The following is a 24,410-nucleotide window of genomic DNA, read 5'->3' as shown; positions in this document are numbered from 1 at the left end:
CCGTCTAAGGCGGTGGTTGGATCCCCGTGTGCAGCGCCTGTTTGGCTTGTTCAATTTCGTCCTTAACTAAATGCCAGGCGCCGCGCAGTTCGGCTTGTTGCCAATATCGATTTAGCTCGAAATATTCCATCAGTTGCACTTCTGCCGGTAGGCTGGCTAAGGCGGGGATCAACGCGCAGTCGGCCAAAGTAAACCCATCGCCGCACAGCCAGTAATGGCCTTCCACTTGTTTATCAAATTCCGTCAGAATGGTGTCGAGTTGCTTGTACAGCTGTCGTAGCAGAATGGCTTGCTGCATCTGCTCTGGTAAGCGGTGATGGCGCTCGATTTCATACAGGATGTGATACAGCTGGTTATCAATTAAACGGTCGAGCATCTTAGTGCGCAGATTCAGCACTGAGTCGGTTGGAAACAGCTGCGTGTTTTCTGTTACATGCTGGTTGATATACTCGATGATGATGCTGGAATCAGAGATCTGCCATCTTTCGCGGGTTTTTAACAGCGGTAGCTGTCCCAGCGGAAACATTTCCAGATACTCATGACGCTCTACCGGATCATGCAGATTCACGAGTCGAGGAAAAAAGTTGGCCTGCTTCTCATAAAGGGCAATGAGCACCTTTTGGCAAGAACGGGACAACGGATGGTAAAAAAGCTCCATAGCGGACGGCTCCAAACATAGCAGCCAGTTAACTGTAGTTCTGCTGGAGTTTAATCGGCAAAGTTCTGCTGTAAAAACTTCAACAATGCCCGCACGCGTGGCGGGACATTTTCGCCAAAACGATGCACTACATATAGCTGGCTGGTCATCAAAGGGTAACTTGGTAACAGTTGTACCAAACGCCTTTGGTCGAGCGCCTCCTTGCATAAATAATCGGGTAAACAGGCGAATCCTAGGCTCTGTTCGACAAGTATTTTTAACGCTAACAGGCTATTACACCCAGAAAATGGGGTGAGCTTTACCTGATAACATTGGCCGCTGCTGTTGTGTAACTGCCAACTCTGTGGCAATTGGTTAACACTCGCTGCCAGCCAATGGAACTGCTGCAAATTATCTGGATGCAGCGGTTTTCCATGTTGCGCCACATATTCTGCGCTCGCAACTATCAGTTGTTGATAATGTACGAATGGTAATGCTTCTTGTTGCACTGCCCCATTGCTTGCAATCACGGCAACGTCGGCTGACCGCTCTGTTATCGACATGTGATCATGTTGTTCCAAAGATAGATTAAGCTGTAACTGTGGATATTGGCGATGAAATTTACCTAATTGCGGCAATAATTTTAATGTGGCCCAAGCTTCTGGCACTGAAAGTCTAATACTGCCGAACAACTGTTCGTTAGATACTGTGACAGACGCTTCGGCTTGCTTGGACATGCGGGTGAGTTCGGCGCAGTGTTCGTAGTAATCTTTGCCCTCAGCAGTGAGTGATAAGCTGCGGGTGGTTCGTTGCAGTAGCTGTAGTTGCAACTTGGATTCGAGCGTTTTTAGATGTTGGCTTACCATTGAGCGACTAATGCCAAGCTGCTGGGCTGCACCTGTCAATGAGCCTTGCTCGACAACATTGGCAAAAACCAGCATGCGATAGAGATGAGTGGCGTCCATAGTCTGCTCGCTTGTTGCATTAGATTAATCAAGCTCTAAGTTAAGCAGTAATTGGTTATTTCAGCTAAGTAGTTTGCGTAAAAATTGCCATCGCCAGCGGCAAAATTCAGTGGGGGACTATGCATGGCGACATTAGAAAAATTCGACGATATCTACGCCCGAGCCTGTGAACGTAAAGGTGGCGAGGCGCACTTAGAAAGTTTGCTACCGCAAACGCTCAGCAGTGATGAAATAATGCAGTACCAAGATGCGGAATTGCTGTCGGCCATGAGTATGCAGGTATTTCAAAGCGGCTTTGTGTGGAAGGTAGTCGAGGCCAAATGGCCTGCTTATCAACAAGCCTTTTTCCAGTTTGATCCCAATAAAGTGATGCTGCTGTCGCCGGAACAGTTACAAGCGCGTGCCAGCGATCCGCAACTGATTCGTCATTTAAAGAAGACGCAGTCTATCTACGACAATGCGTTGATGATCAGAGACGTCATGCAAGATCACGGCAGTCTGGCCCGTTATATCGCCTTGTGGCCCGTGGAGGAGATTGTGGGGTTGTGGCAAGCACTTAAACGCCAAGGCTGTCGCTTGGGGGGTAACACTGGCCCTTATTTTCTGCGGCGTATTGGCAAAGATACCTTTTTATTGACCGAAGATATTAAGGGGTACTTGATTGCGCATAAGCTTGTGGATGCTAGCTTTAGTTCAAAAACGGGCTTAACCCAAGTGCAAGGTGCGTTTAATCAATGGCAGCAAAGTAGTGGCCGTACCATGGCGGAGATCAGCCGTATCATCGCCTGTAGTGTTGGCGATAACCGTATTTAATCTGGCGATAACACGCAGCAAAAAATTTATGCAAAAATAACTTGCAAATACAAATGAGAATGATTATCGTTAGTTTGCGTTCCAAAACTCATCCCTAGCGAAAGGTATGCAAAACCCCTCCGTTCGTTATGGTGCTCCTGAGTTTGCATAGCACGACATTGCTCACACACTCTTATGCCGATGAATTTCATCGGCTTTTTTTTATCTAAAATTTCCTGAGATGCGAGATGCGAGATGCGAGATGCGAGATGCGAGATGCGAGATGCGAGATGCGAGATGTCAGCGCGTACGTCATTATCTGTCAAAAGTATAGCTAACGGCACATTCTTCAATATCAACAGATGGTTAGCGGCATTGCACCACAGCCCCCATGAATTAGCGGCTGATGTGACTGCTAATTAGCGCGGAATTCCGCTATGCTGTCGCCCTCAGTTTTGACGTTAGACATCTATAGGTGAGTGATTTGAATACCTACCAATTGAACAAACAGCATCTTGCCAGTTACATCATGGCGCCGTTGCTGTTGTGGCTCTGTAGTTCGGTAGCGTGGATCCAGTTAGCGCTGGCTTCGGTGCCAGATAGCCTACGTGGCAAGGCGCTGTGTTTAGTCGCGGTGGCGTTGGCGTCTTTGGGCTGGCTATTTGTGCGCTTCTTTCGTTATGCCAGTGCGCCAAAAATGGTGACTTTTGATCTTACCGAGCAGCAATTACACATCGACGCTAACCATTACCCACTCGCTGATCTGAAATACGCCATTGTGATGCAAAAAAATCGCGCGTTTGCTTTGGAGATTGAATGGTTAACCAAACCACGCTTTGCCACTAATATTCGCTTAAAAACGCCGTTGTTGTTTGAGTTAGATAGCGATGGTGCAGCATTTAAAGAGGCGGTGGCGGAGATCAGTCACATCGAATGGTATCAGGTCGGCGCACCGCGCCAGTCCGTGACGACCAAGTAGATTGCGCCGTTGTCGGCAGTTCATTTGTAAAGAGCACAAAAAATCAGTTGCAAATATAAATGAGAATGATTATCGTTAATCCGCGTTCCAAAACTCATCCTTAACGAAAGGTATGCACTACTCCTCCGTTCGTTATGGTGCTCCTGAGTTTGCATTGCACGACATTACTCACACACTCTTTGCGCCGATGAATTTCATCGGCGTTTTTTTATCTAAAGTTTCCTGAGATGCGAGATGCGAGATGCGAGATGCGAGATGCAAGGCTGTGGTCGACTCGACGCGCTAACTGGTACTCCTCGTCAGGTGACGTAGTCACAACGCTATAGTGAATGTATACGCTGCTAACCAAGCAAGCCTATCAGTTCTCAATTATGAAAAACGCAAGCTTACGGCCACGGCAGATGTATGAAATGTAAAGATAGCCATTTTTTCATCACAGCGCTTGCAAATTTAAATGAGAATCATTATCGTTATTGTGCGTTCCAAAACTCATTCCAAACGAGGATTAGATTGCAGTCTGCTTCTTCGTATGGTGTTCCCTGAGTTTGCATAGCACGACATTGCTCACACACTCTTTGCGCCGATGATTATCATCGGCGTTTTTTTTATGCTTCAGCGTTGCTTTGCTTGTCGCCTAATAAGCCTTCGAACGGCAACACATGGTTCTCTTGGGCCTTGTGGCGCAGGTAGATGGTAAATACCGTGCCTTTGTTGACCTCTGAACGTACCTCAATGCTGCCGCCAATGCGTTTGATCAAGCCATAGCTGAGTGACAAACCTAAACCGGTACCGTCTTTGCGGGTGGTATAGAAGGGATCAAAAATGCGGCCGACTTGTTCGGCAGGAATACCGCAACCTTGATCCTCAATCTCAATTGTTACGCCGACGGGTTTATCTTGCAGCAGCCAGTCGTTGGTACGCAGCCAGATACGACCATTGCCATCCATTGCGTGGGCGGCGTTCATCACCATGTTGATCAGCACTTGCAGCAGCTGTGGCCGGTTAACTTCTACTGGGCAACTGGCATTGAGTTCCGACAGGAGAACTACTTCCTGCTTGCCCAGCGAATGACGCACTAACAGTTGCATTTCATCAATGATCGGTCCGGTTTGCTGCATCTCAATCGGCGCATTAAATTCGCCGGGGCGGCTATATTGCAACAGGCTGCGGATAATGGTGCTGATGCGGCCCACTTGCTGGATCACCAGTTCAATCTCTTCTTCCACGGCGGCGGCATTATCGCCCAGCTCATAGCGCATGAGTTCCATGTTACCGAGGATAACCGCTGTCGGGTTGTTGATCTCATGGGCAATACCAGCAGTTAACTCACCCAGTGCGGTCAGCTTCTCGTTGGTCACCAGTTGGTGGCGGGTTTCATTTAGTAGTTTAACGTTTTGCTGCAGCTCTTCGGTCTTTTCTTGCAGGCTGCGGGTACGTTGCTCGACCTTCATCTCCAACTGCTCGGCGGCCGCTTGGATTTGGGCGTTACGACGCTGCAACAGATCGAGCATATTGTCGAATTGCTCGGCGAGGTTGGATAACTCGTTATCACTTTCCAGCCCCAACTCACCAATGCGCAGATTACGGCCAGATTGCACCGCATTAACGACATGGTGAATGCGTTCAATCGGTTGCAATAAGCTATAGGCCCCGCGATAAACCAACATGCCTGATACCAGTAGCACTAGCATCAAAATTGTGCCCAATTCGATGATATTTAACAGATAATTGTGGATGAACGGCGCTTCTGAGAAGCCAGTGTAGATCATCCCAATACGCTGGCCGCGTACATCTTCTAGCGGCGCATAGGCGGAGATAAACCAGTCGTTGTAGACAAAGGCACGGTCGAGCCAGAGCAAGCCATCATCGAGCACTTTTTGCCGCACATCTTCGGAAACTAGCGTGCCCAACGCTCGGCCTTCAGTGGCGTGGTGAATACTGTCGACCTTCAGCGGTACGTTGGTACTGACACGAATATTGTCGAGGAAAATGGTCACGGTGCCGATGGAGCGTTCCGGCAGCGTACCTTGGTCGTATACTAAATCGCGAATGTGGTCGACGATGCGGTTGTCGCCATTGATCAAGGTGCCACCGTCGAGGAACCATGCGGGGCTGTCGCTCTCGCCTTCAATCGCCAAGAGGCTGCGGCTGAGTAAGCCACGGGTTTCTTCAGACAGTGATGGTGAATGCGCGCGCGGTGTGGCAATAATTGGTAAGCGGGCTTTGGCCGGCAGGTTGGGGTCGATGCGGGCGAGGCGAGCGCCGGGCAGTACCATCAGGCCGGAATAGACGCCGGTGTCTTTCATCTTAGGTAGCATCTGCCGCACGTCAGGATCTTGAGCGGCGCTATCAATGGTGATGAATTGTAAAAAGTCGAGGTGTAACAGTTGCTTCTGTTCGGCAAGGAAACGGCGAATTTCAACCACTTGGGTTTTATCGCCCGCTTGCAGCGCCCGTAAGCGGGTTTGAAACTCGTAGGAGTTTTTAATGCGGTCCAGCAGTTTTTCTTGATTTTGCTGTACGGATGACAAGGTGTTTATCGCGACGGTTAAATCCGCTTTTACTTTCATAAACAGCTGCTTACCTGTGTAGCTGATATTCCAGTAAATGGTAATAAACACCAAGCTCACCAAGGTGAGCAAGATGGGTAGCAAAGTCAGAATCAAGATTTTATAGCGCACCTTGGCTTGCATCTGCCGCCAAGTTACCCCAAACAGCCGGTGAAACAGCGTCACTGTTAGAACTCCTGTTCCGATTCAGACTCGCTATCAAACCACTCTTTATATTTGCGGTCGAGGGTTTTACGCGATACGCCCAGTATCCGCGCGGCGGCGGACTTGTTGCCACCATGGGTTGCCACCACCGCGGTGACGTGGTCTTTTTCTACCTCTTTGAGCGGCCAATCCATTGGATAACCACTTTGTACTGGCTGTTCCGATTTAGGCAGATCTTTCCAATATTCTGCTGGCGGTTTACCCAATAACAGGCAGCGTTCAATCATATTGCGCAGCTCGCGGGTGTTGCCCGGCCAGTCATGTTGCTGCAGCTTGAGCAGATCTTCGTGGCTCCACACCACTTCGCGCACCCCCAGCTCGACACCGAGTTGACGGGTGAAATGATGGGTGAGTTCGACCACGTCCTCAGGTCGTTCCCGCAGTGGCGGAATCGTCAGATTAAGCACATTGAGGCGATAGAACAGATCGCGGCGGAAGTTACCTGCTTCGACTTCATCTTTTAGCTTACGGTTGGTTGCGGCCACCACACGCACATCAATGGCGCTCTCTTTCTCACTGCCGACAGGGCGAATGGATTTCTGCTCCAATACCCGCAGCAACGAGGTTTGCATCTTCAACGGCATCTCGCCGATTTCATCGAGGAAAATAGTGCCGCCAGAGGCGAAGCTAAATAGCCCTTCGCGGTTACCTTTGGCGCCGGTAAATGCGCCAGCAGTGTGACCAAACAGTTCGCTTTCCAGCAGTTCTGGCGCGATAGAGCCACAGTTCACCGGCACAAATGGGCCGCGGCGACCGCTCAGTGCATGCAGTTGGCGTGCGACTAACTCTTTACCTGTGCCCGATTCGCCTTCAATCAACACCACGGCATTGGTTGGCGCGACCCGCTCGATAATACGCTTCACTTCGGTCATGGCATCACTGTTGCCGATTAAGGTTGAAGAGAAACCGAGCGAGACATCGCGGCGCAGCATCAAGTTTTCCCGCTTGAGCAAACGGCGCTCGATACAGCGCTCAACGGATTGCATCATCTGGTCGAGGTGGAATGGCTTGAGGATAAAGTCGGAGGCGCCTGCACGCAGCGCTTGAATCGCTACATCCATGTCGGCGTAACCGGTCATAAAAATGATGTCGGAACGGCGCTCTTGGTCGTCCAGCGCTTCGCGCCATTCGATACCGCTGCGGCCAGGCAGGCGAATATCCACAATCAGCAAGTCAAAATGGCAACGGCTACGCAGTTGCTCAGCTTCTTCAATGCTGGCCGCGGTTTCCACCAAGGCAAATTTCTTTGCCAGTGCTTTACTCAAAAAACTGCGCATCCCTGGCTCGTCATCCACAATCAGCACAGACACGGCTGAGGGCAATGGTTTTAGCTGTGTATCATTTTGACTCATAGTTGATTAGGCTGGACATTCTGACGGGTTAGGTAAGTATTCTATCACCTACTTATATAAATTTGGTCACTATGGGGCAGTTTAACGTTGGGTTGAGACAAATTGTCTGCCAGTTTTTTAGTCTAATTGTGACAATATTCACATGAATGTTAGGTACATGCAGATAAGTCGACCATAATTGTGAGTGGCACTCATTTTGCTAATGGGGCAGGCACGAACACGTTTGAAAGTGGCACTCTAAACACAACTTTCAGCGTCATTAATAAGCCAAGGAGCAATCATGCTAAAAATGAAAAAAATGATCGGTTATGCAGTTGCTGCTGGAATGATGTTTGTTTCTTCTGCTTACGCACAGGAAACCATCAAACTAGCAACCACTACCAGTACAGAAAACTCAGGGTTGTTGGGGTATCTGTTACCTAAGTTTGAAGCGGAGTCAGGTTATAAAGTACAAGTTATTGCCACTGGCACCGGTAAGGCATTGAAACTGGGTTCGCAAGGTGATGTGGATTTGGTGATGACTCACGCACCAAACGCTGAAGCGAAGTTTGTGGCGGATGGTTTTGGGATTGAACCACGCGGCATTATGGAAAACGATTTTGTGGTGTTAGGTCCTAAAGCTGACCCTGCAAAAATTCATGGTAGTGCTTCAGCTGAAGAAGCATTCGCTAAAATCGCTAAGACTGACGCGGTATTTGTATCTCGTGGTGATGATTCTGGCACCCATAAAAAAGAGCTATTGATCTGGAAAGCGGCTGACGTGAAACCAGACTTTTCTGGTTATAAATCTGTTGGTCAAGGCATGGGTAAAACCTTGCAAATGGCTAACGAGCTGCAAGGTTACACCCTGTCAGATCGCGGTACTTACATCGCTTACATGGGCAAAATTGACCTGACCGTTGATTTTGACGGCGGTAGCACGCTGGCAAATCCTTACCAAGTGATCCTGATCAACCCAAAAAAATACCCAGATCTGAACCATGCTGGTGCCCGCGCCTTTGCTGATTGGTTGTGTAGCGACGAAGGTCAAGCATTGATCAATGGCTTCCAAGTAAAAGGCCAACAACTGTTTAAAGCGACCTATCAAAAATAATGTCCGAAGGTTGGTTAACACTGATACAGCAGGCATTTCGCCTGCTGTTTTCTCTGGACCCTGATGTTTGGTCCATCATTTCTGTGTCGTTTGCCGTGTCACTATCGGCATTACTTATCACACTTATTCCGTCCATTGTGCTCGGCTTTTTGCTGGCGTTTACGCGCTTTCCTGGCCAGTGGATTGTGACCAATTTAGTGCAAACATTGCAGTCGATACCAACGGTGGTGATCGGCCTGCTGGCGTATCTGTTGCTGACCCGCAATGGCGCATTTGGGGATTTGCGCTGGTTGTTTACTCAGCAAGGGATGATTGTTGGCCAGATGATGATTTGTGCGCCAGTGCTAATCGCTATGAGCCAAGCGGCATTTACCAGTGCCGATAAACGCGCGTGGGAAACCTGCCGTACGATGGGCGCGAGTTGGTTGGGCGCGGTGTGGGTGATCTGTCGCGAGTTGCGCGTGCCATTGTTGATGGCGGTTATTGCCTCTTTCTACCGTATCGTGACCGAAGTGGGTTGCTCGATGATGATTGGTGGCAACATCCAACATGTGACGCGTAACATTCCCACCGCTATTGCATTAGAAACCAGCAAAGGCGATTTCGCTCAAGCCATTGCTTTAGGGTTAGTGTTGCTGATCCTCTCGCTACTGCTTAACTTTCTATTAGGTACACTGCGCGGCGGCTCACGCCCAAGGAGCCATTAATGGAAGAATTTGCCATTACAGCGCATGCACTCAGTATGCATTTTGGCGAGCGGTTACTGTTTTCTGCCGCGGAGCTGTCCTTTAAGCAGGGCGATGTCATCTATCTCGCGGGCGACAACGGCACTGGCAAAACCACCTTGATGAAGCTGCTAGCAGGGCTAATTAAGCCCGCTGGCGGCACGATTCAAGCGCAGCATCGGCGCAAAAGTTTTTGGCAGCCTAACCCCTTGCTGGGTTATGCGCTGTATCTGCATCAGCACCCTTATCTGTACGACGGCGACGTGGCGTATAACCTCCGTCTCGCCCAGCGCTACAGTAAATTGCCTAAACTAGAACAACAGCAGCGGTTAGCCGCGGCCATTGAGTTGGCTCAGTTGGGGCATCTGTTAACGTCTGGCGCATCCCATCTATCAGGAGGAGAGCGGCAGCGACTGGCATTAGCGCGCATTTGGTTACTTAAGCCCGCGTTGCTGATGCTGGATGAACCGATTTCAAACATGGACAAAGTTTCGCGACAAGTGGTAGCGACCATGATTGCGGAATTGAAAAAACAGGGAACTGGATTACTGTTGAGTAGTCACCAAGATTCTGAGTTATTGGCGTTATGTTGCACCAAATGGTTAATTGAATCGCAACGTATCAATGTGTTCCCAATTAAGCAGCCTTCGCTGGCTGGAGAGTATCTAAATGTCGCAGCAAGTAGAGATTGAAGCGGTAGTATTAGCGGGTGGTCTATCGCGGCGCATGGATCGACAAGACAAAGGACTGATCACCTTAGCGAATAAGCCGATGGTGCGTTATGTGCTGGATAGGCTGCAGCCACAGGTGCAACACATTCGTATTAACGCCAACCAAAACCAAGCACAATATGCGCAGTTTGGTTATGAGGTGTTTGCCGACAAACTGCCGGGTTTTATGGGGCCATTAACGGGCATGTACAGCGCCTTGGTAGATACCACAGCCGATTATGTGCTGGTGGTGCCGTGTGATTGCCCATTACTGCCCAAAGATTTGGCCGCGCGCATGGTGCAGCAACTGCTTGCTGAAGATGCCGATGTGGCAGTGGCAACGGATGGTGAGCGTGATCATTCGGTTGTGTTACTGATCAAGCCTGAGTTAGCAGAATCGATTCGTACTTTCCTAGATACTGGTCGTCGCCGCGTTGACATGTGGTATGGTGACTTCCGCGTGACGCGGGTGTCGTTTGCTGATCAGCCTGAAGCATTCGTTAACGTTAATACACCCGAAGATAAACAACAGCTCACCGATGTTATTGCCCAGAGTTAAGAGGTTTTTATGAGCACCACATTCAACAATCCGTTATCCATTCCGGTACTGGGTTTTTGCGCCTACAGTGGCACGGGCAAAACCACCCTGCTTAAGCAGTTAATCCCTGCATTAACGCAACGCGGTTTGCGGTTAGCGGTGTTGAAGCACGCCCATCATAATTTTGATGTGGATATTCCCGGTAAAGACAGCTTTGAGATGCGCAAAGCGGGAGCTCGCCAGATGTTGGTGGCCTCACATGTGCGTTGGGCGTTGATGACCGAAGATGAATGTGACGGTGACCCAGATCTCGTGCATCTGCTGCAACAACTTGAAGCGGATAAAGTGGATCTGGTGCTGGTGGAAGGCTTTAAAAAACTCGCGTTGCCCAAAATTGAATTACACCGCGCAGCCGTCGGTAAACCGCTGATTTTCGACCAAGACCCTAACGTGCTGGCGATTGCCTGTTGTGCCGATACCCAACTGCCAAGTGATATCAACATTGAAAAGTTGGATATCAACAATGTCACGCAGATTGCTGATTACGTTGAGCAATACGCCAACAACTATCAGGCTAAGCCACAGGTGCGGCCATTGCCGCTGCAAGAACTGAACTCCTCGGGCAGCTTTTTATCGGTCCGCCAAGGGCTAGAGAATATTTTGGCGCATGTGATGCCAGTGGAGCAGTCTGAACAGGTTAGCCTTGATGACGCCGAAAATCGTGTACTGGCTGACGATGCTATTTCGCCTGTCGATGTGCCGCAGCATACCAACTCAGCAATGGACGGTTTTGCGTTTAGCGCCGCAGAGCCACTGCCTGACTCGTTTGAAGTCGTGGGAGAGGTGCGTGCTGGTTACCAATATGATGGCCGCTTAAACGCTGGCCAAGCGGTGCGCATTATGACGGGCGCCCCAGTGCCAGCGGGCGCTGATACCGTACAACCGCGTGAGAATGCCACCGAGCAAGATGGCCGCGTCAGTTTGCAGGGCAAGATTAAAGTGGGGCAAAACGTGCGTCTCGCCGGTGAAGACATTGCCAAAGGCGCGGTGGCGTTGGCGGCTGGCAGTCGTTTGGGCGCTGCCGAACAAGGCTTACTGGCATCGCTGGGATTTGCCGAGTTTGCGGTAAAACGTCGACCAGTGGTGGCGGTGTTCTCCTCCGGTGATGAAGTGTGCCAACCCGGTACCGCGCTGAAAGCCAACTGCATTTACGATTCTAATCGTTACACCATTAAATCGATGGCGCGCCGTTTAGGTTGTGAGGTGATCGATCTCGGCATTATTGAAGATTCTGAAGCGGCTCTGACCGCGGCGCTGTCGCAAGCATCCCAACAAGCCGATATGGTGATCAGCTCCGGCGGTGTTTCTGTTGGTAACGCCGATTACATTAAAAAAGTGCTGGCTGCCATTGGTGAGATCCATTTCTGGCGCATTGATATGCGTCCAGGGCGTCCACTGGCGTTCGGCAAAATTGATGATGCATTGTTCTTCGGCCTGCCGGGAAATCCGGTCGCCGCTATGGTCGCCTTTTTGATGTTTGTACAACCCGCGCTGCGTAAACTAGCGGGTGAGCCTGATTGGCAGCCACAGCTGTTACCTGCCGCGGCTGATGACCCATTTCGTAGCCGTGCTGGCCGTACCGAATTTAACCGGGGTATTGCTACGTTGGGCGCGGACGGCAAACTGCATGTACGCTCAACTGGCGCGCAAGGTTCAGGCATGTTGAGCTCCATGGTTACCGGTAACTGCTTAGTGGTCGTCGGCGAAGCCGATGAACGAATTGAAGTTGGTGAATCGGTATATATTTTGCCGTTTGCTGAGCTACTTTAAGCTAATCTGAGCGGGGTTTGTGGAGCATTTATGGCGATCTCTCGGCGACGTTGGAATAACATTATTATTATTGCATCGGCCATCATGATTGGTGTGCTGACGTTGCTGGATCACTACACCCATAGAACGCCCAGCAGCAGTGAGCCACTGTTTGATCAACAACACCCGTTAACCCAACTGCAGTTGGCGGGTATCTGGATGGCGCAAGATGAACAAGGCCAATGGCAATGTGATGAGCAGGTACTCAACTGCGCCGCTTGGAGCCAACATTGGCAGCAACTGCGTGTCTCAGCGTTAGAGCAAGCGCCACAGCAAACGCCGGCGGAACGGCCGGAAGAGCTGCTACTGCAAGTGGGTAAGCAGCAGTCACAAATCTGGTTGTTATATCCCGCCGTAGGCTTGTTAAAGTCGAAGGCGGGCAACTGGTATCAAATTCCCCCCAGTCTACGCGAAGGCTTGTTGCCGCTGGTGAATGCCGCATCGCGTTAATCGGTTATTGGATCTGTTATGCCTGAATTACCTGAAGTTGAAGTCACTCGCCGTGGGGTTGAGCCGTGGTTGTTGGAACAAAATGTACAAGCGCTTATCGTAAGAAATGCCTCGCTGCGCTGGCCTGTGCCGGAATTGGCACAACAGATCGTCGGGCAAACGATCAAGGCGGTACGCCGTCGTGCCAAATACCTGCTTATTGATACCGATGCGGGGACGGCGATTGTGCATCTGGGCATGTCAGGCAGTTTACGGATTGTTACCGAGCGCACCGAGGTGCAAAAGCACGACCATATCGATCTGGTACTGGGCAGCGGCCGTATTATGCGCTTTAACGATCCTCGTCGTTTTGGGGCTTGGTTATGGTGTCAACTGCCTGAGCAAGCCCATCCGCTGTTGGCTAAACTGGGGCCGGAGCCGTTAAGCGATGCGTTTAATGTCGACTATCTGGTGGCCGCATTAAAGGGGAAGTCTAAAGCAATCAAGCTGTGTTTGATGGACAACGCTATTGTGGTGGGGGTTGGGAATATCTACGCCAACGAGGCGTTATTTGCGGCCGCCATTCATCCACAAGCGCCAGCGGGCAGTATTGAGCGTGAGGCGTTAGCTCTTTTGGTCTCCGCAGTGAAGCAGATTTTGGCGGTGGCTATTGAGCAGGGCGGCACCACCTTAAAAGACTTTACCAATGCTGAGGGCAAGCCAGGATATTTTGCGCAGAAACTGCATGTGTATGGCCGCGGTGGTCAACCATGTAATCAATGCGGTGTGTTGCTGACGGAGATCCGCTTAGGTCAACGCAGTACGGTGTTTTGCTCGGTGTGTCAGCCAACGCTACGTTAGCCGTTTAGGTGTTTTTTCGTTGCATAACGCCAAATGCCGCACAAAATTTAACCTGTTTAAATTCAATTGTTTTAGTTTGATTGTTAATACTTAAGTGACATTGAAAACAATTGTAGATCATTGTAGTTATTTACTTTGCTAATGCTGCGGCGTAGCCTGCCTGATTGTTTAGCTTATTATTAGGTAAGGATTGTCGCAGTGTTATCGTCAACCGCTGTAGCTAAAAAGTTGTTGCCATCATTCGTCGGCATCGTTGTTTTGTTGCTGACGTCTTTTACTGTGATGAAGTTTGCGGGCAATATCGACACTGCAGCAGCCCAAACCTTCTGCGATGATAATGTGTTGCATTCATTAACCTCTCCTAATGGTCGCTGGCTGGCTGAATTACATTTCTCCAATTGCCAACTTAGCGTGCCTAAACGCTGGAAAAGTTACCTGCATTTGACCGATCTTAGCTCCGGTGAAGTGTACCGCAGCACGGTGGTGATGCTTGGCCGTCAGGACGACCTCCAGTTGCAATGGACGCCTGCGGCGCTGCAAGTTTCTGGCGTCGATCCCGAAGCACTTGAGCAGGTTGAGCAACCCCAAGGTTTGCGGGTTGAATTAACTCAACCGACCATTTAACTCGACCACTCATCCTCCACGGTTTGCTGTGCGCGTTGCATTTAGGTGCGCGTCATCGATTTCTTTATTCACTGTTCAACTTTCATTTATGGCGTTATGTTAAGCTCCGTTTCGAGCCGCTCGGGCTTAGTTGGATGTATGTGAGGTTAATGTGGATCAGGAACTGCGACAGGTGTTGTCGCAATGGTTGACGCAAGTAGGCGTCGCAAGTGAGCCCTCCGATTGGCTATCTTCTTTACTGCTGGTATGTGCTTGCCTCGTGCTGGCTGTCATAGTGTATTTGATATTACGGCGTGGCGTGGTTGGCGCGATGAATGCCGTGATTCTTCGCTCTAAAGCGACGTGGGATGACATTTTTGTCCGCTATCGCGTATTAGAAAAGCTGGCCATGGTGGCACCCATTATGGTGCTCAAGCTACTGATCCCTGTCGCGTTAAGTGCCCATGACGTTGCTGAGCGTCTGTCCGATAGGCTGATTACAGTATGGTTAGTGATTGCCGTGGTGCGTGCGCTCTACTCCGCCTTAGATGCCGCCAATGAGGTCGCTGATGTCAAGTTGATCAGCCGCCGATTACCAATTAAAAGCTTTGTGCAGCTGTTTAAGCTGTTTCTGTTTTTTATTGCGATTATTGTGTCGATCTCCATCGTCTCAGATCAATCGCCCGTGTATTTCCTCAGCGGTTTAGGTGTTGCCACGGGTTTGGTGATGTTGGTATTCCGCGACACCATCTTAGGCTTTGTTGCCGGTATTCAATTAGCGGCTAACCGTATGGTCAGTCCCGGTGATTGGATTCAGATGGAGAAGTACGGTGCTGATGGTGCGGTGGAAGAGGTATCGCTGATCACCGTTAAAGTGCGTAACTGGGACCACACCATAAGCATGATCCCTGCCTATGCCTTGGTGTCTGATGCGTTCAAAAACTGGCGCGGCATGACGGAATCGGGTGGCCGACGAATCAAACGTGCGGTCAATATCGACATTAACAGTATTCGCTTTTTGACCGAAGCCGATCGGCCACGTTTGAGCAAGATTAACTATCTCAAAGATTACCTGCCGAAGAAAACTAAAGAGTTGGGCGAATCCAACGCCAAGGTCAGTGATATGGACAGCCTAGTCAACGGCCGTCGCTTGACCAACGTCGGTACTTTCCGTGCTTACTTGGTGGAGTTTTTGCGACATCATGAGAAGGTACATCAAGATATGACCTTGATGGTGCGGCAACTGGCGCCGACCACCGAAGGGCTACCGCTAGAGATCTATATTTTTACTAACGATACCCGTTGGGTGTATTACGAAGAGATCCAGGCCGACATTTTTGACCATGTGTTTGCCATTCTACCGGAATTTGATTTACGTGCCTTCCAAGGGCCAACAGGTTTGGATGTACGGAGCATCAAAGGCGGGGTGAATTAACATCGCCTCGTGAAATAAAAAGGGCTGCCAATGCAGCCCTTTTTCATGTTTGTTTGGTAGCCGTTAATGTAGGCGGCTAAGCACTTATCATTAATGATGGTGCTCGTGATGCTCCGCATGGACATGTACCACGGTTAAACTGGCTGGTAGCTCTGGTTTCAGACGCCCTAAAAATTCGCGTGGGCCAAGGCGCAATAGACCGATAGCAAATAGCAGCATCATGGCGGTGAGCGCGCTATATTCCAACCAGCTCGGGTAATGCAATATCTGCACGGTAGGCGGTTGCCAAAAGTGTACTGCCACCAGTACGCAGGCACAGAGCAGCACGGATGTCGCCAACTTCCACCACGGTAGCTGTTGTTGATATTGCTGGCGCAGTAACGGTGCCAGCAAGCAGAACACCGCTGCCATTGGGCTCCAGTCGCTTGAGCCTAGTCCCATGGCGAGCACAATAGCGCCCGGCAAACTGAATGGCAGCAGGGCAAAAATCACCGCCAGCAAGATAAGCTGGGCCCAATCGGTATTGAGTGGAATGGACGGATGACCGATAAGATTGGCCAGCAGCAAGCTAAGCAGCATCCATGGTGCGCAGCGTTCGACATCTTTCATCAAGCTGCTTTGCAGTGAGTTCTGTGCTGCAGCACGGTCATCGGCAGGCACGATGAATGCGGTTATTGCAGTGAATAGCGGGAGCAACAAGCCATATGTTGGACCCAATAGCAAAATGGCAAAGACCCAAATTTCTGGTGTTGTTTGTTGCAGCCAGGATCTGAGCCAACCCTTTTGGCGCTCAACGTAGAACCCAATCACTCGACGACAAGTCGCTAACACAAACACTAATATTAACGCTGGTGCCAAGCTAAGCAGCCATTCAAACAGCGCATGATGTTCATGGTGGTGATGGTGTCCGGCGCTTTCGGCTTCGGTCAACAGTAGCACTAATAACAGCGCAATACCGAGCAGACTGCCAATACCGGCATGTAGTTCATAACGCGGCTTCGCTGGCGCACTGTGCTCATGGGCGTGCGGCTGATGCATCACCACATGCAGAATGGAACCCGTGACAAATGCCTGCAAATACACGGTATTGTCGAGGGTTAAATGCGATAACAACTGCTCACCGGCAAAATAACCGACGATGGTGAGCAGAATCATTAGCGCAATCACCAGACTGGCCCACCATTTACCAGCTTGCGGTTTAAGCAACCACCAAATGGCTAACCCTACTGGCAGACGATGCAAAATGACCCCCAATGCCAATAACACGCTACCACCGCCTTGCTGAGCTAACACAATGGCGCCGCCATCGGTGAGCGTATGCAGCAGCAAGCCAGCAATACCAAAAATGAGCGTCAGCTTGTGGGTAATTTCTGAGTACCGGTGAAACAGTTTTTCACTGGCGGTGGGTCCCCATAGACCGAGGATCACAAACAAAATCGCCAACAGGCCGCCATGTTCCAGCAGCTCTGGCAAAATATGGATCAGTACCAGCCCACCGAGGGAAACAAAGATAAAGCCGTCCAATCCCTTATGCAGTCCGCCACCCGCATTTAGGTAGCGATAACTCAAGGGACCAAGCAACAGCGCGATACAACTGGCGATCAGGTAGGTCATGGGACTCTGGCAACAGCGGAAAATCGCCATAGTATAGCAACTGTCTAGCCCGAGAGCAGCCTCCAGATAAATCCTTTACGCACGAGAAATATTCCGCCAAGCACAGCAAAAAAAACGATACAATAACGCGCCGCTGATTTACTTTAACCAATTATGAGAGAGTTTCATGGATATTCTGTCTGCCGCAGTGATGCTGTTCCTGATCATGGACCCTCTGGGCAACTTGCCCATCTTTGCTTCTATTTTGCGCCATATCGATCCGAAAAAGCGTCGCCGGGTGCTGATACGCGAGTTGATCTTCGCTTTGGTCATCATGTTGATGTTTCTTTACGCTGGCGAAGCGATTCTTAATTTCCTCAATCTGCGTTCTGAATCGGTCAGCATTGCTGGTGGTATCATTCTGTTTCTTATCGCACTGAAGATGATCTTTCCTACCCCAGGTGGCATTACCGGTTTGCCTGCGGGAGAAGAGCCGTTCATTGTGCCAATGGCGATCCCGTTGATGGCGGGGCCATCTATTTTGGCGGCGCTGATCTTGTTAGCGCATACCGACTCAAGCCGCATGGTTGATTGGACCATCGCACTGGTATCTGCTTGGGGGGTCAGTGCGTTTATCTTAATGTTCTATAAAGCATTTAACCGGATTCTTGGTGATAAAGGTTTGATTGCGGTAGAGCGTTTGATGGGCATGGTGCTGGTCATGATCTCGGTACAGATGTTTCTCGACGGTGTCGCACGGTATTTGTCGGCCGTGCCTAGTCCCTCTTTGTAACTGAAAATCTGCTGAACTGTTGATGATTGTTTAAAATTTTGTGCACCATTTTGGGCCGTGTTACGTATACACTATAACGTAGCGTTGTCCGTCTCAATTGGGGTGTTTTTTTGTGCAGATCGTTAATGTTCGGTGGTTAATTCCATTTTTCCTTTTGCTGGGCCCTGTCGGTTGTCAGGCGGGGGCTGTTGATGCCCCACAAGAAGCTTCTCCGTCACCTGTGCAAGTACCGCCGCTCGCTCCGTGTGGCAGCGGTGCGGCGCATGTTGATCGTGAAAAAATCTACCAGAGCTTAGTCAAGCAAGGCGTTATTACGGAACAGATGAGCAAGGAACAAGCTGAGCAAAAACTGATGGAGTACATCAAAAAACGTCAGCAAGCTTATTCGAAATGTTTAAAGAGGAACAAACCATGAGCCGTAAATGGATGACTTCAATTTTGGTTGCTGCTACGGCATTGCTAGCGTCAACCGTACACGCGATCCCTGCGCCTGCAGATAGCGCCATTCAAAACAATGAGCGAATTCTCTATTGGTTAGAAAAACATGGTGAACTGTCCGCCAACGCCAGTGAGGAGGAGAAGCAGCAAGCGCTGCAACGCTATATCACCAAGAACAGCAGTAAAGAAGCGTTACTGTTTAAGAAGCAAGAACGTGAAATGCGTGCCACAGCGTTTAAGGCACAAATACAGCGCGCTAAGTTAGCGGGAATACAGCGGGCATCAGCACAAGTGGCACCTAATGACGTTAGCAAGACCGTCAAAGTGCTGGTGGTGCTGATTGATTTTCCTGATCTGCCACATGATGACAACGGTCTGACTGCTGCAGACACCGAGATGTACTTCAATGATTACCCCACCAGCCACTACAACGAGTTATTGTTTTCACAAACGGGTATGACGGGGCCGGCGGGACAAAATTTGCAGTCCGCTTATCAATATTATCAAGCGGCATCGGGTGGTACATTCCACTTTACTGGTGACGTTAAAGGTTGGTATCGCGCCCAACACGAAGCCGCCTACTATGGCACCAACGATACAGATACTGGTGACGACAGTCGTGCTACCGATTTGGTGACCGAAGCGGTTACTGCTGCCGTTCAGGATATGACTGCCGATGAGTTGGCTGCATATGATATCGAAGACCCGTATGATGCTGATGGTGATGGCAACTTAAACGAGCCAGACGGCATTATTGACCATGTGATGGTGTTCCATTCCAGCATTGGTGAAGAAGCGGGGGGCGGAACGCTAAGTGATGATGCCATTTGGTCACACCGTTTTGTGGTTCTTGGCCCAAACAACAATGGTTATTTATTGCCTGGTACTAACAAACGTCTGTTCGGTTACACCATTCAGCCAATTGATGCCGGGGTTGGAGTGTGTGTACATGAATTTGGTCATGATTTAGGTTTGCCAGACGAATATGACACAGCTAACGAATCAGCGTTAAACGATTCGCCTGTGGGGTTGTGGTCCTTAATGGCTTCAGGTAACTGGACTGGCGCATTATCCGGCTCTCAGCCGTCAAGCTTCTCTCCCTATGCTCGCTCATTTTTACAAGAACGATATCAAGGCCGCTGGCTTTACGAGCAGGAGATTAACTACGCTGCGTTAACTGAAGCGGGTCAGGATTTCCGTATCACTAACGCGAGTGATAGTTCGGCAGTTAACCAGCTAGCCATTAACCTACCACAAGATCTTGTGCCATTTAGTGCCCCGTTCGCTGGCCAATATCAGTACTATTCTGGTCGTACTGATGAAACGGTCAGTGCGATGTCGTTCCAGTTTGATTTGCCAGCAGACAGCAGCTTAACACTGCAGATGCAAGCGCGTTGGGACATTGAAGAAGACTATGACTACGTGCAGGTACAAGTCGGTGGTGTCGCTATTGCAGGTAACCATACCAAAGCCAGCAATAGCAGAAACTCAGCGCGCAATATCATCACTGGTCAGTCTAGCGATCTCAGCGATGCAGATGAACTCGGTTGGGTGACGTTAACTTATGATCTCAGCGCTTATGCGGGTTCTAATAGACAGATCAGTATCGTCTACACCACAGATCCCAATGTACTGGGTACCGGTTTTCAACTAGATAACTTGCAGCTACGTTCTTCATCGGCAACGCTATTTAACGATGATGCTGAGCAAGCCAATAGCTCGGTGGCACTTAGCGGATTTAGCCGTATTCAAGATAAGATATCTGGACAACATCGTTACTTGGTGCAGTTACGCAACTACAGTGGTAATGATGCTGGATTGCGCTTTGAAAACTATGAACCCGGTGTGTTGGTTTGGTACGAAAACTCAAACTTAGATAATAATGATTCGTCGACCCATCCAGGTTATAACCTGATCTCAGTCGTAGATGCTGATCAGCAGATGATTGGCAATGTCGCTACTCAGTGGCAGCTGCGTGATGCGGCCTTTAGCATGTACGATCAAACGGCTTATAGCGGTGATCGACACTTAACTTTCAACAGCGTATTTGATGATCGCGATGATTACAGCGCACCGACACGACCAACCGCAGGGGTGGTGTTACCAGAACTGGGCGTGATTATTGAAGTGACCTCTCAGGAGCAGGATAGCTCTGCCGCGACGGTGAATATTCGTCGTGCAGCGGCGGATACGCCAGAGCCCGAAACACCGGAGACTCCTGTCGTCGCACCTTTGGAAGTTACTGCTACCCAACAAGTGACCAATAGCACTGTGGCGTTCACCAGTGCTGTGACGGGCGGTACTGCTCCGTACCGTTATAGCTGGGATTTTGGTGACGGAGCGACTAGCACCAGTGCTACGCCTAGTCATACCTATACAACTGCTGGCAGTTATGCGGTGGTGTTGATTGTCACCGACAGCGCTAACGTGACCGAGACTTATACCACCAGTGTGACCATTGCGGCCACATCTGCAGGTGGTGGTAACGAACCTAATGTAAATACTGAGTCTAGTAGGTCATCAGGTGGCGGTAGCTTGAGCGCTTGGTGGCTAATGCTGTTGGCTGGCTTGGCGTTGAGTCGCCGAGGTCAAGTGAAGGCAACCGCTAAGCACGCTTAATCCCCGTTTCTGCCGCGGGCAGAAACACCTCAGCGACGATCAAGGGGTGTTGCTGATAACTAAAGTGACGGCGTCTGCCCCATAACGGGGTGGACGCCGTTTGTTTTAGGGCGGTGGCTAAGTCACTGACAGCTGAAGGCGCAGCGATATGACAAATATCGATGTCACCGGCCACAAAATTTAAATCACTAAACAGCAGTTCGCCCAATGGTCGTTGGCCCAGTTGTTCTAGCTGTTGCTGTTGTTTTAACAGCTGTGGCGACATGAGTGTGCGGGCAAATACCCACGGGATACCATCCAACTGTAACAACACTTCTCGCAGCCAGAGTTGCTGCTCCGGCCCATGCCATTCACGCGGATCGGCAGCAATCCACTGTTCTCCTAACACAATAACTTCAAACTGGTCGCAGCAGAGTTTGAGTTTTTGTGTCAAACTCCCTTCTGACAATAACCAATCTTTTAGCGGCTGGGGGGGTAACGCTTGTGGTACCTGAGTGGTATACCAGCGAATATCATTGCCAAAAGGAAAGGTTAAATTAGAGAGATCCATGCATTACTCGAAAAAGTCGATAAGTCGAATGGAGTCTACCATGTCTATGACGTATCTTTGCAGCTACTAACGGTTGCTAGGTTGCTATGAGGGAGTATGCCGCTGTGCTGAAAAAAGTTTTGTTAGTGTTGTTATGTTTGCAGGTATGGCAGCCACTTTGGGCCGCTAATGAGCCTGCACCACCTGCCGGCTCAGATAATTATGCCTATTACGGCTTTGAACCGGAGATCGTCACTAACTACATTTCCAACCGTAAAAAGCTCGGGTTTGTGCGCATCAGTGTCGAGCTGATGGTGAAAAGTCCCGATGATCTGGTGCAGATTGAGCATCATGATCCTTTACTGCGCTCAGCGATGGTAGAGATTTTGGGCAACCAGCCGGAAGATCGCATTAAGTCGCTCACTGGTCGAGAAGAGATCCGTAAAGAGTGTTACGACGAGCTGAATAAACTGCTGCAGCAAGAAACGGGTAAGTCGCTGATCGTGAATTTATTGTTTACCAGCTACCTGTACGATTAACCGCAGAGAAGTAACGTTGCATTAGCCGTTCGCATAAACGCCGCAAATCAAACAACATTAAGCCAGTAAACACTGGCTTTTTTCGTCATTGAATTGGGCTACGCAAAGGTGTAAGCGTAAAGTCACCGTGTGCGTGCGAGAGCTGTTAGCTATTGCGGACTCCAAATAATTTGGCCACAGTCGGTCAGATCGTAACCCCCAAGCTGTGCCGCCATCTGCCGCGTGCCGGGGTTGAGCAGCATCTTAAACAGCTGCTGCAACTGACGGCGGAAATAGATACCTTGCGGCATTACAAAATCAAATGATTCGGTCAGCAACGGTACAAAGCCAAGCCCGCTTTCCTGCGCCACCGCCTGACAACCAAAGCCAATATCAGCTTCATTACGTGCGATATGTCCGGCCAGTTCGCGTTCACTAAATGCCATTAACACCGAGTTGAGACTGTCGACCGTCGCGCCGCGCTTCATCAACCAATGTTCTAAATGCTGCTGGCTACCTGCGCCGCCTTGACGGGTGACCCAGCGCCAAGACTGCTGCAACACGTTATCTTCCTCTTGGCAGCGATGTAGTAGCTCGGGTCGCACAATCAGCCCCTGTTGCCGATTGTAGCCGTGTACCATGATCCACTGCTGGTGGTTGGGATAGCCTTTTAACAGCGCGGTGTGGCGAATATTACGTTCATCAACACTGCCCCAGTGTAGGGTGCAAATATCGGCATAACCTTTAGACAATAACTCCAAGCCCAAACGTGAGCCGGTGGCACTGTAGCTGATCAACTCTCGGCTACCCACTTCGGCCATTAAACGCGCCACTAACATTGACAACAGTGGGTCGTCGCTGCCGGTGACCAACATGCGGTCAGACAACATGCCGCTGTGGCAGGAGTCCATCACCCAGCGGTCGATTAAAATCTTGGGGAACAGCCATTTACCGGTAATTTTGGTGGCTGGCAACATACGCTCATTGGCCATGGCGTATACTTTCTTTTCGTTAAGGTCTAAATATTCTGCAACTTGCTTGGCGCTCATATAAACCAGTTCACTGGGTTCGCTCATTTGGGCTCCTGCGCTTAACCGTGCGGTTGTTTTTGGGCATCGAATTGAATGGTGTCGGCGCCATTATAAACGAGGAAATGGCGTCCTTTAGCACGAGCTATCATCGTTATGCCAAGATTTTGCGCTAGCTCAAGCCCCATCTGGGTGACACCACTGCGGGATAACAGCACTGGAATGCCCATTTTAGCCACTTTAATCACCATCTCAGAGGTGAGCCGCCCCGTGGTATAAAAAATCTTGTCGCCGCCAGTTTGGCCATCGAGCCACATCTCGCCTGCTAAGGTGTCTACCGCGTTATGGCGGCCAACGTCTTCCACAAACGACAGGATCTGATCTTGCTGACACACACCACAGCCATGCACTGCACCGGCATTTTTATAGGTGTCGTTGTACTGGCTGATATTTTTCAACAGCCCATAAATAGTGGTTTGTGACAGTGCAGGCGTAGGGAGTTTAATGTCATCAACGCCATCCATAAAGCCACCAAAGACGGTGCCTTGCCCACAGCCTGTGGTCACGGTTTTTTCCGATAGTTTCGCCTGCACGCTGTCGGTATTTTCTTTCGTGATAATCGCGGCTGAATTGACTTCCCAATCAATAATGACCGACTCCAACAGCTGAATGTCGGAGATAAATCCCTGATTTTTCAAATAGCCGATTGCTAAGGCTTCTGGCCGAGCACCTAGGGTCATTAGGGTCACAATCGGTTGCCAATTGAGGTACACCGTTAGCGGCCGCTCACAGGCAATGAATTTGTCTCGTACGTCACCGTTTTCATCCACGGCGGTCACCGCAATCGTCAGCGGTACTTGGGCGGCAGTCTTAATGAGATGGAGCTTGGAGTCAGTCATAAATCGCTTTCTCAGTTATCAATAGCTGTATCACAGCAATATTTATACCGTTTCAAATCCTCCCTAAGATAATAGGTGATATTCCGCAGCAATCGGTCGCTCGTACTATGCTTTAGTGCAAAATGTCTTTTGTCGCCGGACAAATTGTCGCAATCAGGGGGCGAAATCAGTGAGTTAGCACTCATAAAAAACCGTATCACAAGTTGGTGTGTATCTTGCTATGCCCCTGAT

23 protein-coding genes are annotated in these 24,410 nt (G+C 49.9%); 15 read left to right on the top strand and 8 right to left on the bottom strand.

Annotation, left to right across the window (positions count from 1 at the left end; genetic code table 11):
- Positions 1-4: 4 nt before the first annotated feature.
- Complete coding sequence (locus ACN0TT_RS12260; RefSeq protein ID WP_417762445.1) at positions 5-658, bottom strand: glutathione S-transferase family protein; 654 nt, start codon at positions 656-658, stop codon at positions 5-7.
- Positions 659-708: 50 nt separating this feature from the next.
- On the bottom strand, positions 709-1,602 hold the full coding sequence (locus ACN0TT_RS12255) for a LysR family transcriptional regulator (protein ID WP_417762444.1): 894 nt from the start codon (positions 1,600-1,602) through the stop codon (positions 709-711).
- 123 nt (positions 1,603-1,725) lie between these two features.
- Here ACN0TT_RS12255 and ACN0TT_RS12250 point away from each other — a divergent pair, with 123 nt between their 5' ends.
- Positions 1,726-2,415: a DNA-3-methyladenine glycosylase I gene (locus tag ACN0TT_RS12250; RefSeq protein ID WP_417762443.1), complete on the top strand. Its 690-nt coding sequence runs from the start codon at positions 1,726-1,728 to the stop codon at positions 2,413-2,415.
- Positions 2,416-2,878: 463 nt separating this feature from the next.
- Complete coding sequence (locus tag ACN0TT_RS12245; protein WP_417762442.1) at positions 2,879-3,373, top strand: hypothetical protein; 495 nt, start codon at positions 2,879-2,881, stop codon at positions 3,371-3,373.
- Positions 3,374-3,978: 605 nt separating this feature from the next.
- On the opposite strand, the gene ACN0TT_RS12240 is transcribed toward ACN0TT_RS12245, so the two are convergent.
- Both ACN0TT_RS12240 and ACN0TT_RS12235 read right to left on the bottom strand, forming a co-directional pair.
- Positions 3,979-6,108 carry an ATP-binding protein gene (locus tag ACN0TT_RS12240; RefSeq protein ID WP_417762441.1) on the bottom strand — a complete coding sequence of 710 codons (2,130 nt, stop codon included), beginning with the start codon at positions 6,106-6,108 and terminating at the stop codon, positions 3,979-3,981.
- A 2-nt stretch (positions 6,109-6,110) separates the two neighbouring features.
- Positions 6,111-7,499: a sigma-54-dependent transcriptional regulator gene (locus ACN0TT_RS12235; protein ID WP_417762440.1), complete on the bottom strand. Its 1,389-nt coding sequence runs from the start codon at positions 7,497-7,499 to the stop codon at positions 6,111-6,113.
- 280 nt (positions 7,500-7,779) lie between these two features.
- Between ACN0TT_RS12235 and ACN0TT_RS12230 the strand changes: the two genes are divergently transcribed.
- The 9 genes from ACN0TT_RS12230 (at position 7,780) to ACN0TT_RS12190 (ending at position 15,762) form a co-directional block, all read left to right on the top strand.
- Positions 7,780-8,592: a substrate-binding domain-containing protein gene (locus ACN0TT_RS12230; RefSeq protein ID WP_417762439.1), complete on the top strand. Its 813-nt coding sequence runs from the start codon at positions 7,780-7,782 to the stop codon at positions 8,590-8,592.
- On the top strand, positions 8,592-9,299 hold the full coding sequence (locus ACN0TT_RS12225; protein ID WP_417762438.1) for an ABC transporter permease: 708 nt from the start codon (positions 8,592-8,594) through the stop codon (positions 9,297-9,299). Before ACN0TT_RS12230 ends, ACN0TT_RS12225 begins: the two co-directional genes overlap by 1 nt.
- Positions 9,299-10,009, top strand: coding sequence for an ABC transporter ATP-binding protein (locus ACN0TT_RS12220; protein ID WP_417762437.1), 711 nt, complete (start codon positions 9,299-9,301; stop codon positions 10,007-10,009). The genes ACN0TT_RS12225 and ACN0TT_RS12220 overlap by 1 nt, the downstream gene beginning before the upstream one ends.
- Positions 9,987-10,586, top strand: a complete 600-nt coding sequence (mobA, locus tag ACN0TT_RS12215) for a molybdenum cofactor guanylyltransferase MobA (protein WP_417762436.1) — start codon at positions 9,987-9,989, stop codon at positions 10,584-10,586. The genes ACN0TT_RS12220 and mobA overlap by 23 nt, the downstream gene beginning before the upstream one ends.
- A 9-nt stretch (positions 10,587-10,595) precedes the next feature.
- Positions 10,596-12,395, top strand: a complete 1,800-nt coding sequence (locus ACN0TT_RS12210; RefSeq protein ID WP_417762435.1) for a bifunctional molybdopterin-guanine dinucleotide biosynthesis adaptor protein MobB/molybdopterin molybdotransferase MoeA — start codon at positions 10,596-10,598, stop codon at positions 12,393-12,395.
- 30 nt (positions 12,396-12,425) lie between these two features.
- The gene (locus tag ACN0TT_RS12205) at positions 12,426-12,884 is read left to right on the top strand and encodes a hypothetical protein (protein ID WP_417762434.1); all 459 of its coding nucleotides are present in this window, start codon (positions 12,426-12,428) and stop codon (positions 12,882-12,884) included.
- 18 nt (positions 12,885-12,902) lie between these two features.
- On the top strand, positions 12,903-13,724 hold the full coding sequence (gene mutM, locus ACN0TT_RS12200; RefSeq protein WP_417762433.1) for a bifunctional DNA-formamidopyrimidine glycosylase/DNA-(apurinic or apyrimidinic site) lyase: 822 nt from the start codon (positions 12,903-12,905) through the stop codon (positions 13,722-13,724).
- 198 nt (positions 13,725-13,922) lie between these two features.
- Positions 13,923-14,348 (top strand): hypothetical protein, encoded by a 426-nt coding sequence (locus ACN0TT_RS12195; protein ID WP_417762432.1) that lies wholly within the window; start codon positions 13,923-13,925, stop codon positions 14,346-14,348.
- Between the two features lie 151 nt (positions 14,349-14,499).
- The gene (locus ACN0TT_RS12190; RefSeq protein WP_417762431.1) at positions 14,500-15,762 is read left to right on the top strand and encodes a mechanosensitive ion channel family protein; all 1,263 of its coding nucleotides are present in this window, start codon (positions 14,500-14,502) and stop codon (positions 15,760-15,762) included.
- Positions 15,763-15,852: 90 nt separating this feature from the next.
- On the opposite strand, the gene ACN0TT_RS12185 is transcribed toward ACN0TT_RS12190, so the two are convergent.
- Entirely contained in the window at positions 15,853-17,376 is a 1,524-nt protein-coding gene (locus ACN0TT_RS12185; protein WP_417762430.1) for a metal transporter, read from the bottom strand.
- Positions 17,377-17,542: 166 nt separating this feature from the next.
- On the opposite strand from ACN0TT_RS12185, the gene ACN0TT_RS12180 reads away from it, so the two are divergent.
- From ACN0TT_RS12180 to ACN0TT_RS12170, 3 genes are all read left to right on the top strand, one after another.
- A complete protein-coding gene (locus tag ACN0TT_RS12180; protein ID WP_417762429.1) occupies positions 17,543-18,148 on the top strand; it encodes a YhgN family NAAT transporter in 606 nt (201 codons plus the stop codon).
- 112 nt (positions 18,149-18,260) lie between these two features.
- Complete coding sequence (locus ACN0TT_RS12175; protein WP_417762428.1) at positions 18,261-18,563, top strand: hypothetical protein; 303 nt, start codon at positions 18,261-18,263, stop codon at positions 18,561-18,563.
- Positions 18,560-21,205 (top strand): immune inhibitor A domain-containing protein, encoded by a 2,646-nt coding sequence (locus ACN0TT_RS12170; protein ID WP_417762427.1) that lies wholly within the window; start codon positions 18,560-18,562, stop codon positions 21,203-21,205. Before ACN0TT_RS12175 ends, ACN0TT_RS12170 begins: the two co-directional genes overlap by 4 nt.
- Here the strand turns inward: ACN0TT_RS12170 and ACN0TT_RS12165 are convergent.
- A complete protein-coding gene (locus ACN0TT_RS12165; protein WP_417762426.1) occupies positions 21,192-21,755 on the bottom strand; it encodes a chorismate--pyruvate lyase family protein in 564 nt (187 codons plus the stop codon). The two genes, ACN0TT_RS12170 and ACN0TT_RS12165, sit on opposite strands and share 14 nt — an antisense overlap.
- A 107-nt stretch (positions 21,756-21,862) precedes the next feature.
- Here ACN0TT_RS12165 and ACN0TT_RS12160 point away from each other — a divergent pair, with 107 nt between their 5' ends.
- Complete coding sequence (locus tag ACN0TT_RS12160; protein WP_417762498.1) at positions 21,863-22,273, top strand: flagellar basal body-associated protein FliL; 411 nt, start codon at positions 21,863-21,865, stop codon at positions 22,271-22,273.
- Between the two features lie 149 nt (positions 22,274-22,422).
- Here the strand turns inward: ACN0TT_RS12160 and ACN0TT_RS12155 are convergent, their stop codons facing one another.
- Positions 22,423-23,328, bottom strand: a complete 906-nt coding sequence (locus tag ACN0TT_RS12155; protein ID WP_417762425.1) for a substrate-binding domain-containing protein — start codon at positions 23,326-23,328, stop codon at positions 22,423-22,425.
- A 14-nt stretch (positions 23,329-23,342) separates the two neighbouring features.
- A complete protein-coding gene (locus tag ACN0TT_RS12150) occupies positions 23,343-24,179 on the bottom strand; it encodes a formate dehydrogenase accessory sulfurtransferase FdhD (protein WP_417762424.1) in 837 nt (278 codons plus the stop codon).
- Positions 24,180-24,410 lie beyond the last annotated feature (231 nt).

Source organism: Shewanella sp. (assembly GCF_048265805.1).
GTDB lineage: Bacteria > Pseudomonadota > Gammaproteobacteria > Enterobacterales > Shewanellaceae > Shewanella.
Note: the sequence above shows the minus strand (reverse complement) of the source record. Positions and strands in the feature narration are given on the sequence as shown.

Bases quoted from the DNA above. Each gene is read 5' to 3' on its own strand.
- ACN0TT_RS12260 (WP_417762445.1), bottom strand. From the start codon at position 658: ATGGAGCTTTTTTACCATCCGTTGTCCCGTTCTTGCCAAAAGGTGCTC.
- ACN0TT_RS12255 (WP_417762444.1), bottom strand. From the start codon at position 1,602: ATGGACGCCACTCATCTCTATCGCATGCTGGTTTTTGCCAATGTTGTC.
- ACN0TT_RS12250 (WP_417762443.1), top strand. From the start codon at position 1,726: ATGGCGACATTAGAAAAATTCGACGATATCTACGCCCGAGCCTGTGAA.
- ACN0TT_RS12235 (WP_417762440.1), bottom strand. From the start codon at position 7,499: ATGAGTCAAAATGATACACAGCTAAAACCATTGCCCTCAGCCGTGTCT.
- ACN0TT_RS12230 (WP_417762439.1), top strand. From the start codon at position 7,780: ATGCTAAAAATGAAAAAAATGATCGGTTATGCAGTTGCTGCTGGAATG.
- ACN0TT_RS12225 (WP_417762438.1), top strand. From the start codon at position 8,592: ATGTCCGAAGGTTGGTTAACACTGATACAGCAGGCATTTCGCCTGCTG.
- ACN0TT_RS12220 (WP_417762437.1), top strand. From the start codon at position 9,299: ATGGAAGAATTTGCCATTACAGCGCATGCACTCAGTATGCATTTTGGC.
- mobA (WP_417762436.1), top strand. From the start codon at position 9,987: ATGTCGCAGCAAGTAGAGATTGAAGCGGTAGTATTAGCGGGTGGTCTA.
- ACN0TT_RS12210 (WP_417762435.1), top strand. From the start codon at position 10,596: ATGAGCACCACATTCAACAATCCGTTATCCATTCCGGTACTGGGTTTT.
- ACN0TT_RS12205 (WP_417762434.1), top strand. From the start codon at position 12,426: ATGGCGATCTCTCGGCGACGTTGGAATAACATTATTATTATTGCATCG.
- mutM (WP_417762433.1), top strand. From the start codon at position 12,903: ATGCCTGAATTACCTGAAGTTGAAGTCACTCGCCGTGGGGTTGAGCCG.
- ACN0TT_RS12185 (WP_417762430.1), bottom strand. From the start codon at position 17,376: ATGACCTACCTGATCGCCAGTTGTATCGCGCTGTTGCTTGGTCCCTTG.
- ACN0TT_RS12180 (WP_417762429.1), top strand. From the start codon at position 17,543: ATGGATATTCTGTCTGCCGCAGTGATGCTGTTCCTGATCATGGACCCT.
- ACN0TT_RS12170 (WP_417762427.1), top strand. From the start codon at position 18,560: ATGAGCCGTAAATGGATGACTTCAATTTTGGTTGCTGCTACGGCATTG.
- ACN0TT_RS12165 (WP_417762426.1), bottom strand. From the start codon at position 21,755: ATGGATCTCTCTAATTTAACCTTTCCTTTTGGCAATGATATTCGCTGG.
- ACN0TT_RS12155 (WP_417762425.1), bottom strand. From the start codon at position 23,328: ATGAGCGAACCCAGTGAACTGGTTTATATGAGCGCCAAGCAAGTTGCA.
- ACN0TT_RS12150 (WP_417762424.1), bottom strand. From the start codon at position 24,179: ATGACTGACTCCAAGCTCCATCTCATTAAGACTGCCGCCCAAGTACCG.